Source organism: Enterococcus sp. 12F9_DIV0723 (assembly GCF_002174375.1).
Taxonomy (GTDB): Bacteria; Bacillota; Bacilli; order Lactobacillales; family Enterococcaceae; genus Enterococcus_A; species Enterococcus_A gilvus.
This window is the reverse complement of the sequence record NZ_NIBK01000001.1, coordinates 2,458,321-2,471,463: the sequence shown is the minus strand read 5'-3', so window position 1 is coordinate 2,471,463 and position 13,143 is coordinate 2,458,321. Positions and strand designations below refer to the sequence as shown.

The following is a 13,143-nucleotide window of genomic DNA, read 5'->3' as shown; positions in this document are numbered from 1 at the left end:
TCAAAGTTCGTGCTTGAACCGAACGGGGGGATAATCATGGGAAACATCATTACAGCAATCGATCGCTGGGCAAATGAAACACCAGAGGCGATCGCTTATCAATCTGAAACAGAACAATTCAGTTACCGTACCTTAAAACAATGGTCGGATAACTTAGCACATTATTTAGCAAAGCAAACCGCAGCGAAAACACCCATCGTCGTATTCGGCGAATTGGAAGTGGAAATGATCGCCAGCTTCTTAGGGGCTGCCAAAAGCGGACATGCCTATATTCCGATCGAATCCAATACACCATTGGATCGGATTCAATTGATTTTAGAAGTGGCACAGCCAACGATGATCCTAAGTGTCTTGCCTTGGCCAGAAGAAGTCGCTACAGCTGTTCCAGTCGTATCGCCAGTAGCGCTTGCTGAGATTTTTAAGACAGCACAAGAACCGCAGGCTTTGGAGCCAGTCACTGACGACGAAACATTTTACATCATCTTTACCTCGGGAACGACAGGCGTACCAAAAGGTGTACAAATCAGCCACACGAATTTACTGAGCTTTGTTAACTGGGATCTGAAGGATTTTGGGATCGAAGCCGGCATGCGCTTCTTGTCGCAGGCACCGTATTCCTTTGATCTATCTGTGATGAGCGTCTATCCATCACTTTGCAGCGGCGGTACGCTGATCCCGATGGAAAAAGCAGTAATCAACGACTTTAAAAAATTATTCAGCTTCTTGCCAAAGCTGGACCTGGAAGTTTGGGTATCGACCCCTTCATTCATGGATATTTGTTTAATGGAAAAAACCTTCGACGGCGAGCATGTGCCTTCCTTGAAGATCTTCCAATTCTGCGGAGAAGAGCTGCCTCGTAAGACCGCGGAAGAACTGCTGCGGCGTTTTCCAAAGGCGAAAGTCTTTAACACTTACGGACCAACAGAAGCCACAGTGGCTATGACGCAAATCGAAGTGACCCCAGAGGTCTTGGCGGAATATGACCGTGTACCGATCGGTTATATCAAAGAGGACACTGATGTGCTGATCTATGATGACGATCGCGAGGCCGCTCCAGGAGAAGCCGGTGAGATCATCATCAAAGGGCCAAGCGTTTCCAAAGGGTACATGAACAACCCGGAAAAAACGGCGGCTGCTTTCTTCGAGATCGACGGTGTGCCAGCGTACCACACTGGCGATGCCGGCCGATTGCAAGAAGATGGACTATTGCTTTATGAAGGACGAATCGATTTTCAAGTGAAGCTTCATGGCTTCCGAATCGAATTGGAAGACATTGATCATCATTTAGAAAAAGTTTCCTATGTGAAACAAGCAACGGTGGTTCCGAAATACCAGGATCATAAGGTTCAACAATTGGTCGCATACGTTGTCGCCAATGACAATGATTTTGAAAAAGCGTATCAATTAACGAAAGCAGTCAAAGAAGAATTGGCTGAAGGCGTCATGGAATACATGATTCCGCAAAAATTCGTCTACGTGGAGCAATTGCCGCTGACAGCCAACGGCAAAATCGACCGCAAGAGACTGATCAATGAGGTGAATCGTTAATGTTCGTTCCTCACATGGTGCCATATGCGTCACCCATCTACTTTATCATTTTAATTGTCACACTTTTGCCGTTGATTTTAAGTTTGCTGTTTCGAGGCAAACGAATCAACTGGTATCAATCACTGATCACTTTGTTCTTCCTATACATCTCCTTTGGCGGAAAGGATTACCGTCAAGGGCTGGCGCTGATCGGCTACGTGATCTTCCAAAGCCTCTTGGTTTGGAGCTATCACAAGTATCGGCAAAACAAAAACCAGTCAGGTGTCTTTTATTTCTCAGTATTTTTAAGCATCCTGCCACTGATTCTTGTGAAGGTCACGCCTTTTATGGATGGACAAAATTCCATCGTTGGCTTCCTCGGTATTTCTTATCTGACGTTTAAATCGGTTCAGATGATCATGGAAATGCGGGATGGAATGATCAAGGAATACAGCCCGTTGAACTACATCAAGTTCTTGCTGTTCTTCCCAACGATCTCCTCTGGTCCCATCGACCGGTATCGCCGGTTTGAAAAGGATTTGAACGAGCCGCCTACACCAGAAAAATATGTCGATCTGTTAGGTGCAGGTGTTCATGATATTTTTGTCGGGTTTTTGTACAAATTCGTGATCGGGTATTATTTTGGTCAAGTTCTACTGCCTATCGTTGATCGAATCGCGATGCACCACGGCGGGATCTCATGGGGCTTGGTCGGTTACATGTACGTTTATAGCATGTATTTGTTCTTTGACTTTGCCGGTTATAGTTTGTTCGCGGTCGGTACCAGCAAGCTGATGGGGTACGAAACACCGCCGAACTTTAACAAGCCGTTTCTTTCATGGAACATCAAAGAATTCTGGAATCGTTGGCATATGACACTTTCCTTCTGGTTCCGTGATTACATTTATATGCGCTTGATGTTTACATTGATCAAAAAGAAAACCTTCAAGAGTCGGATCGTGGCATCAAATGTCGGCTACTTCGCTTTGTTCTTGATCATGGGCGTCTGGCATGGGCTGACGTGGTATTACATCTTATACGGGTTCTACCATGCCGCACTGATTTGCTTGACCGATGCGTGGCTGCGATTCAAGAAAAAACACAAAAAGCAGATACCATCGAACAAATTTACCCATGCGTTGGCCGTCTTCTTGACCTTCAACGCCGTCTGCCTAAGCTTTTTGATCTTCTCAGGCTTTTTGGATAAATTATGGTTCCATAACATATTTGCCAGTCCAGCTTTTAGCAGTTTGTTAAAATTCAAGCTGATGTAATGTTTTAAAGGTTGAATATAGCGTGAACCGTTTAGCTGGATGGTAGGCGTACGAAAATAAAAACATTTTTCGCACTTGAAAAATGATTTCATAGAGATGAGCTAGCTGCCAGTCCAGCTTTTAGTAGTTTGTTAAAATTCAAGTTGATGTAAAGATATAAAAACCATACTCAGCGTGAAGCGTTTAGCTGGATGGTAGGCGTACGAAATGAAATCATTTTTTGCACTTGAAAAATGATTCCATAACAATGAGCTAGCTGCCATAGCAGGATAGCAATGATAAAAATAATAAAAAACCAAGTACTAATTAAAAAACGAAATGGAGCGATTGACATGGAAGACACATTATTTAGCATTTTAGAAGATATTACAGGAACAGATGAAGTAAGAGACAATCCAGATGTAGATTTATTTGAAGAAGGATTGATGGATTCTTTAGCGACAGTCCAACTATTGGTTGAGATCGAAGGACAATTAGGTGTTCAAGTTCCTGTATCAGAGTTTGACCGCGCTCAATGGAACACACCGAACAAAATCATTGAACAAGTGAAAGCTTTGCAAGCTTAATGAAAAAGAAACTCTTCGGTATCTTTGGGCCGGTCCTTTTAGCGGCAGTCTTATTGGTTCTTCTGTTTTTTTCACCATTTAAAATTAACAGCAACGATCCGAAGTTGATCAAAGCTGCATCAAGTTCAATGGCTGGAAATGTTTTACGAGGAAACAGTATTACAAAGGAAGCTCTAAGTACGGATAACTATGTACCCTTTTTCGGCTCCTCTGAGTTGAGTCGGATCAGTCCGTTTCATCCTTCTGTTTTAGCGGAGAAATATGATCGCGGGTATACACCCTTCTTGATGGGGGCGCCAGGAACGCAGTCATTGACGCAATTCATGATGATGCAATCGCTGGGAAATGAATTGAAGGATCGCAAAGTCGTCTTCATTATTTCTCCTCAATGGTTTGTTAAAAACGGGATCAAGCGGGATTACTTTGATGCCTATTATTCTCCAGAACAAACGTTGAATTGGTTGTTGAATTTGAAAAAAGTCGACGAAAGTGACAAATACTTGGCACAACGTTTGACCCACTACGGAGTGGTAAGAAAAGACGAACGTTTAGATCGAATGCTTGATGCGGTGATGAAGGGCAAGCTGCCGAATAAAACGGATATCGCATTCAGCAAATTGAAATACAATATGCTTGAACGGGAAGATCAATTGTTCAGTACGATCGGAATGATCAGCAAACAAGATCAAATCGATAAAAACACGAAACGTTTGCCTAATGAATACGACGCTCATGAACTGAATACATTGGCGAACCAGCTAGGTAAGCAAGCAACACAAGGCAATGAATTTGGGATTCAACAACGGTTTTATAATCAACGGATCAAACCGCATCAAAACCGTTTAGCCAATTCACAAAAAAATTGGGATTACCGCTACTCTCCAGAGTTCTCTGATTTCCAATTAGCGTTGGATCAGCTTGCGAAGAAACATGCGGATGCGCTCTTTATCATTCCTCCAGTCAATGGTCGTTGGGCGCGATACACGGGTCTTTCAGATCAGATGCTGCAAGAATTCTCTGCGAAGATCAAGTACCAATTGACCTCTCAAGGATTCACGAATATTGCGGATTATACGAACGATCAAAACACGCCTTACTTTATGCAAGACACGATCCATTTGGGTTGGAAGGGCTGGTTAGCGGCGGATAAAAAAATCAAACCATTTTTGAAAAACAATCAATCGCAGGCCAAAAACTACACCATCAATAACCCGTATTTCTTAAGCAACGAATGGCAAGAAATGAACCCGGGCGAAATTAAATAAAAGGAAGCAAGCCATAAACAATAAATGTTGTTTATGGCTTTTTTTCAAATATTAAAGAAGAGGTGTGTTTTTTTATAGAGCATTTTAGAGAGAAAAGGCAATTATAAGAGGATTTTTACGGCTTTTTTCAAAAGAAAAAATATGTTTTTTTAATAAATTTAAAAAATGCAATCATCAGATTTAACGAGGTTTTGATAGGATTTGATTCTAAATATACAGTTATTTATAACCTGAAAATTAACGTTTTGCCGATGAAAGTGGTACGATTATTTTATTTTTTTGAATAATTATGGGTTAGTAATTTTACGCAACAAGGGGTATGATTTTCTTAACTAGAAAGCGTTCACAACGAAGGAGAGAATGAAGATGCCCGTTAAAAAACCTGAAACACCCTTATTGCCTCGACAAATTTTTGGGATAAAGCGCCAATCATTAGAGAAAAAAATGACCGCGTTTTTTGCCGCTACAAAAGATACGTCTTCGGTCGTGGAATATGCCGTTGCGATCATGGTCAGAAATGCCCTTTGTAATGGGGATTTTTCGTTCTTCTTAAGGGAACTTCTTTGTGAAATATTCCTTACTGCCGAACCGAGTGACGTGCTGCGCCATTTTTGTGTGTATTTTAAATCGTATTTTTCAGGTGGCGACTGGGGGCAGGTCATTGATCGCCTATTCAAGAATAAAAAAGAGTACCATCGGATGACGCAGCAGGCGCAAGTATACAATCAACGACTGAAGACACCTGGAACGGGGGAGTGTAAAAATCCCGATCTACACCTCCGGCTCCTCACAGTCTTCGAGGATGCCAACGGGAAACGGCATTCTCTCACGATCAGGGACAGCGATGAGAGCCGCACTAAAACAGAGACAGACGGGCTATTGGAGATACTGACGACCTTGACGGTGTTTGAAAACGAGGGTGTCCGCCGCTTTACCAAATTGTTAAAATCCAATCGTCCTGGAGCCAAAGAAACCTTTGGAGAAGAAGAGGAGTCGGCGGCAGTGTCAAAAAGGGACGAAGTGTCGGTGTCCGTACCTACTGCAAATGAAGCCCCTACACAAGAAATCGTTACAGCAGAAGCTGCGGAAGAAGCAGAGAAGGAGACGCTTAAAATCATGGTGCCCCACGGGTTTGATCCAAGATCCTTGAGCGATGAGGAAGCGGTGCTGTTAGTCAAAGCACATTTGCCGGAAAACAAAACGCTGGCAGATATCCAAGTACTGTTCGTAGAGCGACCGGCAGAAGCAGCCAATGAGGCATCTGTCAAAGAAACACCAGTTATGGTTTCTGAGGGATCGGCGCCTGCGAAAAACGAAGACGATTCCCCCGCTGTCACAGTCGCTGATCCGCCGCCGAAAAAGAAACGAAACAGACCGCTCTCAGCAAAAGAAGCCTATATCCAAGGGCTGATCAATGATAGGAAAGCAAAAAAAGCGAGGGCAAAGAAACAGTAAAAAAACCTGAGATAAGACACTTCTCAGGTCGCGCTGCTCATTGGTATTTTTGATAATAAAAGATCGCTAACTGCGTGCGGTCCCGCACATCAAGTTTTTCCAGCAATTGGCTGATATTGTTGCGGACAGTCCCTTCGCTTAAAAATAATTCTTTCGCGATCTCTTTGTTGTTTTTTCCATTTGCGACAGCGATCAGGATGCTTTTCTCTCGTTCAGACAGCTCTACGCTCGGATGTTTGCGGGGCAATTGATCAGTCAGGATCGACGCCAGTTTTCCTGCAATCTCTGTGCCAAAAACGGATTGGCCGTTAGTGACTGCCTTGATCGCCGGGACGATGCTGGCCAAGTCTTGTTTGATGAGGTAGCCCTTTACGCCGATCTGCAATGCTTCGCGGATGTATTCGTCATCGGAAAAAGTCGTTAACAGCAAAATAGCAGCGTCTGGAACGTGCTTGAATATTTCCTTTGCGGCTTCGATCCCGGTACTTTCTCCCATGCGAATATCTGTTAACAAAACATCGGGGCGTTCCTGCAAGTAGAGGGTGACTGCTTCTGAGGCGGCATTTCCTGTACCGACGACTTGGATCTCATCGGAAATTTCTAAAATAGTTTTCAATGATTCCGTTACTAACGGGTCATCATCGACTACGACGACACGAATCATACATTTCCTCCTATTCATGGATCAAGACCAGTCTCCCCATCAGCGGGGATGGCGGATCGTATCAGAATCTTTCTTTGGTAAAACAACATGGATCAAAAAATGGGTGGGATTTTGCGAGAGATGCAGTTGACCATTGATGTGTTCCACTCGCTGCCGCATGCTTTTTAATCCGATCCCGCTGCCCTTTTTTTTGCGTATCGTTCCATTGTCTGCGATCTGCAATTGGTAAAAAGCAGGCAATTCAGTTAGCGAAAGCGTGACTTTAGTGGCATTGCTGTGCTTCATCACATTCGCCAGCGCTTCTTTGAGCACCATCAGCAAGGTTCGCTCCTGTTCAGGCGTCAAACTATCTGGGATCGTCCCATCAAAGGCGACATCACAAAACTGAAAATCTGCCAACAATAAATCTAGCCCTTTTTCAAACGACAGGGAGGTCTCATGAAGATCATGAACGCTCTCGCGAATATTGTCCATGCCTGTATGGATAGTCGTTTTCAGTTGATGAAGCGGCTTTTTTAGGCTGTCGCTTTGATTGATGGCCTCGATAGCACCAAGCTGAATGATCGCACTGGATAACAGATGTCCGACATTGTCGTGGATATCCCGTGCGATCCGATTTCGTTCCTCTGAGATCTCCAGATCAATGAAGGTCTCCTGCGAGTGGATCAATTCTTGATTCTTTTGCTTTAACAGTTCTTGCTTTTCCCAACTGTCATCCTTTAATTGCAGCAAATCCTCTGTTACCTCGCGCTGCTTTTTTTCTCGCCAGGCGAGTAAAAGGGCAAATCCAATCAAACACACCACCAACAGCCGCTCAGGCAACGAGTAGGTCTCCAGAAGGAGCGGCACCCCCAGCAGGATCACTCCCCAATATAGCTGAAGTTCTTCCCGAAAAGCGAGCCGGACACTTGCCGGTAAAAAGACCACTAACGGCGGCCAGACAAAACTCGACAGCAGCAAGGGAAGGGCCCCCAGCAGCTGATTCCACGGTTTTTCAAGCAATAAAGCCGGTCCAGCAGGTAAGATACTTGCCAGCAGGAACACCACCATATAGGGTTCAAAGCCTCTCTGCATCAGCAGCAAGATACCAATCACTTCCAAAAAGAAAAAATCGATCCAATGATTTGTCTGTTTTCTCATAAGTACTCCTAAATGACTAATAAATTCGCTGCATGTCGTTCAATGGGCCACAAAATGACATTTGTCATTTTGTAATTGGCGAAAACTCACTACTGCGATCTTCTTGATTTCATTATAGTAAATGTAAGAAGAAAAGGAAAAGGGGTTTTTCAAATGTTGATCGAGATCGAGAACTTAGTAAAGCGCTACGGGGATTTCACTGCGCTGAATCATTTAAATTTATCGGTAAAAAAAGGCGAGATTTTAGGCTTGTTGGGTCCAAACGGCAGCGGAAAATCTACGACGATCAATTGTGTGTTGTCGTTGCTGACCTATGATCGGGGATCGATCAAAATTTTCGGGGAAGAAATGGGTCCAGAAAAATACGGCATCAAACAAAAGATCGGGATCGTACCGCAAGAAATCGCTCTGTTTGAAGAATTAAATGTGACAGATAACATCAATTACTTTTGTGGATTGTATATCCAAGAAAAGGAAAAGCGGGCGCAATACGTGGAGGAAGTGATCCAGCTCGTAGGTCTGGGAGAGTTCCGCAAATTCTATCCGAAGCAGCTTAGTGGGGGGTTGAAGCGGCGGCTGAATATTGCTTGCGGGATCGTCCATAAGCCAGAACTGATTTTTTTAGACGAGCCTACGGTAGCGGTCGATCCGCAAAGCCGCAACAAGATCCTAGACAGTATCAAGGAATTGAATCGGCAAGGGGCAACGATCGTTTACACGACGCATTATATGGAGGAAGTTGAGATTCTGTGTGACCATATCGTGATCATCGACCAAGGGCAAGTGATCGCTGAAGGCAGTAAAGAACAATTGAAGAACATGGTCAGAGAAAACGAGAAGCTGATCATTGAAGTACCCGGCTTGACGCGAGCGCAGGTCGAGCAAGTAGGGGCATTTCCTACGATTTTGGAAGTTGCCTACGACGAGAGCTATCTGAAGGTGACGACGAAGGATCTGAAAAAAGCGCTGCTGCCGATTTTGAATTACTTTGAAGCGGAAAAGATCATGTATGCCAATATCCATACCCAAGAAGCGACGCTGAACGATGTCTTCTTGGAAATCACTGGGAAAGAATTAAGGGATTAGGGGTGAGACGATGTTTATACGATTATTCTATTATCGCTTGCGGGTCCTGCTGAGAAACCGCAGCTTGCTTTTTTGGACATTGGCCTTTCCTATCGTTTTAGGGCTGCTGTTCAACTTGGCCTTTGGCAACCTGGATCAGATGTCCTCCATAAAAACGTCCACTGTGGGGATCGTGGCAAAAGATGAAGCAAAAACGACTCAATTTAAGGCTGTCCTGAAGGAAATCAAAAATGACGATGAAGTGATCTTCAAGGGCAAGGAGCTTTCAAAAAAGGAAGCGCAGAAGCAATTATCTGACGACGAGCTCTCAGGATACTTTGAAGTCGACGCGGACCGCATCGAATTGTTTGTCAGCAAAAGCGGCACGCAACAAACGATTTTAAAGGAATTGCTGAGTCAATATTTGCAAAACACCAACAAAGTTGAAACTCTAATGGCATCTGGCACTCTACAGCCGCAGCGTCTCAATCAGGTGTTAGAGCAAAAGAATTATATAGAAGACGGCAATGATACCGGGAATTTTAACTTGAAATCTTTTTATTTCTTTACGCTCGTGGGAATGACGATCATGTACGGCTTCATGTGGGGGTTGCGTAATGCGAATGATCAGCAGGCGAATCAATCACCCGAGGGAATGCGTTTGTGTCTGATCCCACGGAACAAGTTGCTGGTGTCCTTTGCAAATATGCTGGCAAGTTTTGTCTTGTTCTTTGTTCAAACAGTCTTGATCCTGCTGTTTTATCGTTTTGTGTATCAAGTCGCCTTTGGGGATCAATGGAACTATATTTTGTTCGTCTGTGCGCTGGGGACCTTTACATCGATCGCCTTTGGGACGCTGATCGGAAATGCGTTATCGAAAGTCGATTTTCAGCAGAAGGTTTCCATCGGCATCTCCATCTCGATGATCATGAGCTTTTTAGCAGGGATGATGGGCTCACAGTCGATCAAGTATTGGATCGATGTTCACGCGCCCTTTTTGAGTCGGATCAATATTGTGAACTTGATCAGTGAAAGCCTGTATCAGTTGTTTTATTACGAATCGCTGCGTCCGTTTTACCACAACATGATCTGGCTGGCAGGATTTGGTTTATTGTTTGTCTTACTCAATTACTCATTCGAAAGGAAGGTGCAATATGACCACTTATAGAGCGATTCTGCAAATTCTAAATAAGAACAAGGGCTCGCTTCTTCTTGGGATCATCATCATGGCAGTGATCACCTTCTTTTACGCAGGGCAGCTGTCACAAGAGGCAGAGGAATTGAGCGGGGCGAAGATCGCGATTCTTTCAAAGGACGATTCCGCGATTGAAAAAGGCTTTGTTGAGTACCTTGGAAAGCAGCACACGATCGTCAAGCTGAAGGACACCTCTCAGAAAAGTCTGGATGACGCGCTTTACTTTAACGAAGTCGAATATATCCTGGAGATTCCTAAAGATTTCTCTGAAAAACTAGCGGAAGGAAAGCCTGTGAAGGTGGCGAGCAAGACCCGTCCGGCGACTTTTTCCCAATCACTGGTGGATACGACGATCAATAATTATTTAAACACGTATTATACGTATAAAAAACAGTTGCCGAACCTTAGTCAAGACGAGCTGTTAAAGAAAACCAAAGCGACCTTGAGTGAGACCGGCAGCGTTCATTTTGATTCAAGCTACAACAAAAGGAAGACGCAGCGTGTCAAAGGTCAGATTTATAATCTGCTGTCTTACGGGATGTTCATGTCGATCTTTAGCGGGTACGCGGTTGTAAATCTTGCCTTTAATCGTGAAACGATCAGTCGTCGCAATAGCTGTTCACCACTGTCACGGCGAAAACTGGCGCGAAAAATATCCCTTGGAAATTTGCTCTATTCGCTGTTTTGCTTGATGATCTTTTTAGCCTTCGTCCAGCTTGTTATCAGAAGCGGCTTTGATCAGGCGATCGGGTACTTCATTCTTAATACCGTGGCGTTCTTCATGTCGATCGTAAGCTTTTCGATCATGGTCACCAGCATCATGCAAAATGAAGATGCGATCGCCGGGATCAATAATATTTTCATTATGGGGAGCTGTTTTGTCGGCGGGGTCTTCGTGCCGAGTGAATTTCTGCCAAGCGCAGTGAACAAGGTCGCTGCCTTCACGCCCACGTACTGGTTTGCCCAAAATAATGAATTGATCGGAAAAACCATTCATTTTGACCGCGTCTTTTTGGATAACTTTTATTTTCAATCTGGGGTCCTGTTGGCTTTTGCAGCCGTTTTCTGGGTGATCCATCTGATCACAATGCGGGAAAAAGGAACGTGGTCCTTAAAAAAAGTTCGCACATAATCAAAAGAAGCCTTCCTTAAGTGACGGCTTCAAAAAGTCAAAAGGAATCCACGGACTTTTTGGAGCTGCTCCAGCAAGGGAAGGCTTCTTTTTTTATACGTCAAAGTATTTCTGTTGTTCGTTGCCAAAAAAGACCGGCAGCAGCTCGTTCAAGGTTCCAGCCAAGGAATGCTTGTTCAAGGTTTCTTTATCGACCCAAAAGAGCGCTTCTGGCAAGGGCTGCTTTTCGACATTGGCGGTATAAAGAAAAGCCAATTCTCGTGTGCCTTTTCGTTGATTGTTCCATTCCGCTGTTCCTTGCAGAACGGGCTGGATAGACAAGCCGGTTTCTTCTTTTATTTCCCGTAAGGCGGCGTGATAGCTGCCTTCGTTTGTTTCTACGTGCCCACCGGGAAAGGTCCAGCCGGGCCAATCTTTTTTCTTACGGTCTTGTACTAAGATTTCTCCTAACTCATTTTCGATCATTACCATCATCGTCAGTTCGATCGCTAATTCGCGTGCCATTTGATCACCTCCCAGTGATTATACAACATACTTCGCAGATTTTTTTGACAATGGTATACTGAATTTATGCAAAACGACTGCTCGTCCTATTTTTTGTATGAAGATCAAAGCTATTTTTCAGCGTATTCGAGCGGTGCAACAACTAGTATGTAAAGGAAACAGGAGGAGTTATAGTGGAGAAAAAGGAAGAACAATTATTGATCGATCTGACTTCAGCGCGAGGGATCGCGGGAAATGAAGAAGAAGTTAGAGACGTGTTCAAAAACTACGCCAAGGAATTTTCAGATGATATTTTCTTTGACGGTCTGGGCAGTGTCATCGCAAAACATGGCGCAGGCGGCGGACCAAAAGTCTTTATTTCTGGTCACTTAGACGAAGTCGGCTTCATGGTCACTAAAATTACGGAAAAGGGCTTTTTAGAATTTCAAACGATCGGCGGCTGGTGGAATCAGGTGATGCTGGCGCAGCAAGTAGAAATCAAGACCCGCAAAGGCGACATTGTCCATGGCGTCATCGGATCGAAGCCTCCCCATGTTTTGACGCCGGAAGCACGGAAAAAACCGTTTGAGATCAAAGATATGTTTATTGATATTGGTGCAAGCAGTGAGGAAGAAGCAAAAGAATGGGGCATTCGCCCGGGAGACATGGTGACGCCGTACATTCAATACCAACGCATGAATAAGTCAAAATTCTTGCTGGCAAAAGCATGGGACAACCGCATTGGTACAGCCGTTGCGCTGCGGGTATTGGAAAATCTTTCGAAGCGCGAACACCATAATGTTTTATTTGCCGGCAGCGACGTACAGGAAGAAGTCGGCTTGCGGGGCGCACGTACGAGCTCCCACATCGTCAATCCCGATATCGCTTTTGCCTTGGATACAGGGACCGCAGGAGACACACCGGGGATGACGCCGAGGGAAGCAGATTCTGTTCTTGGAAAAGGACCGCAGATCTTGATCTATGACGCGTCTATGGTGCCTCATAAAAAACTATTGAATTTCGTGACCGATGTTGCGGAGGAGTTAGAGATTCCCTTCCAATACACGGTGATCGCTGGCGGCGGGACGGATGCGGGACAGATGCATTTGACACGCGATGGGGTGCCGTCACTGGCTATCACAGTGCCTGTTCGTTACTTACATTCACATACCTCGATCATCCACGAAGACGATTACTTCAATACAGTGAAATTAGTAACTGAAGTCGTTGCTCGTTTGGATTACGAGACCGTTGGAGAAATCAAGAATTATTAAGAGCCTCTGTACCTACAGATCGTTGTTGTTTTATGTTCATTTGTTCATAGAGGGACCTGTTTTGATCGGGTCCTTCGTAGTCGGTCGCTGTTTCGAATAAGGA

The 13,143-nt window shown here is 44.4% G+C and carries 12 protein-coding genes; 9 read left to right on the top strand and 3 right to left on the bottom strand.

Annotated features, from left to right (window positions below):
• Positions 1 to 36: 36 nt before the first annotated feature.
• The 5 genes from dltA (at position 37) to A5868_RS11685 (ending at position 6,087) form a co-directional block, all read left to right on the top strand.
• Positions 37 to 1,548 (top strand): D-alanine--poly(phosphoribitol) ligase subunit DltA, encoded by a 1,512-nt coding sequence (gene dltA, locus A5868_RS11705; protein ID WP_086303394.1) that lies wholly within the window; start codon positions 37 to 39, stop codon positions 1,546 to 1,548.
• Positions 1,548 to 2,801, top strand: a complete 1,254-nt coding sequence (gene dltB / locus A5868_RS11700; RefSeq protein ID WP_086303395.1) for a D-alanyl-lipoteichoic acid biosynthesis protein DltB — start codon at positions 1,548 to 1,550, stop codon at positions 2,799 to 2,801. Before dltA ends, dltB begins: the two co-directional genes overlap by 1 nt.
• 332 nt (positions 2,802 to 3,133) lie before the next feature.
• Positions 3,134 to 3,367: a D-alanine--poly(phosphoribitol) ligase subunit DltC gene (gene dltC, locus A5868_RS11695; protein WP_010740760.1), complete on the top strand. Its 234-nt coding sequence runs from the start codon at positions 3,134 to 3,136 to the stop codon at positions 3,365 to 3,367.
• Entirely contained in the window at positions 3,367 to 4,632 is a 1,266-nt protein-coding gene (dltD, locus tag A5868_RS11690; protein WP_086303396.1) for a D-alanyl-lipoteichoic acid biosynthesis protein DltD, read from the top strand. Before dltC ends, dltD begins: the two co-directional genes overlap by 1 nt.
• A 366-nt stretch (positions 4,633 to 4,998) precedes the next feature.
• Complete coding sequence (locus A5868_RS11685) at positions 4,999 to 6,087, top strand: hypothetical protein (protein WP_086303397.1); 1,089 nt, start codon at positions 4,999 to 5,001, stop codon at positions 6,085 to 6,087.
• Between the two features lie 37 nt (positions 6,088 to 6,124).
• Here A5868_RS11685 and A5868_RS11680 read toward each other — a convergent pair whose 3' ends face one another.
• Positions 6,125 to 6,751, bottom strand: a complete 627-nt coding sequence (locus A5868_RS11680) for a response regulator transcription factor (protein ID WP_010779894.1) — start codon at positions 6,749 to 6,751, stop codon at positions 6,125 to 6,127.
• Between the two features lie 39 nt (positions 6,752 to 6,790).
• Complete coding sequence (locus A5868_RS11675; protein WP_086303398.1) at positions 6,791 to 7,891, bottom strand: sensor histidine kinase; 1,101 nt, start codon at positions 7,889 to 7,891, stop codon at positions 6,791 to 6,793.
• 153 nt (positions 7,892 to 8,044) lie between these two features.
• Here A5868_RS11675 and A5868_RS11670 point away from each other — a divergent pair, with 153 nt between their 5' ends.
• From A5868_RS11670 to A5868_RS11660, 3 genes are read left to right on the top strand one after another with little or no spacing between them, the layout of a single operon-like run.
• Positions 8,045 to 8,977, top strand: coding sequence for an ABC transporter ATP-binding protein (locus tag A5868_RS11670; protein ID WP_010779896.1), 933 nt, complete (start codon positions 8,045 to 8,047; stop codon positions 8,975 to 8,977).
• A 10-nt stretch (positions 8,978 to 8,987) separates the two neighbouring features.
• Positions 8,988 to 10,124, top strand: a complete 1,137-nt coding sequence (locus tag A5868_RS11665) for an ABC transporter permease (protein WP_086303399.1) — start codon at positions 8,988 to 8,990, stop codon at positions 10,122 to 10,124.
• Positions 10,111 to 11,283, top strand: coding sequence for an ABC transporter permease (locus A5868_RS11660; protein WP_086303400.1), 1,173 nt, complete (start codon positions 10,111 to 10,113; stop codon positions 11,281 to 11,283). Before A5868_RS11665 ends, A5868_RS11660 begins: the two co-directional genes overlap by 14 nt.
• A gap of 93 nt (positions 11,284 to 11,376) precedes the next feature.
• Here the strand turns inward: A5868_RS11660 and A5868_RS11655 are convergent, their stop codons facing one another.
• The gene (locus tag A5868_RS11655; protein WP_086303401.1) at positions 11,377 to 11,787 is read right to left on the bottom strand and encodes an NUDIX domain-containing protein; all 411 of its coding nucleotides are present in this window, start codon (positions 11,785 to 11,787) and stop codon (positions 11,377 to 11,379) included.
• Positions 11,788 to 11,960: 173 nt separating this feature from the next.
• On the opposite strand from A5868_RS11655, the gene A5868_RS11650 reads away from it, so the two are divergent.
• On the top strand, positions 11,961 to 13,040 hold the full coding sequence (locus tag A5868_RS11650) for a M42 family metallopeptidase (protein WP_086303402.1): 1,080 nt from the start codon (positions 11,961 to 11,963) through the stop codon (positions 13,038 to 13,040).
• Positions 13,041 to 13,143 lie beyond the last annotated feature (103 nt).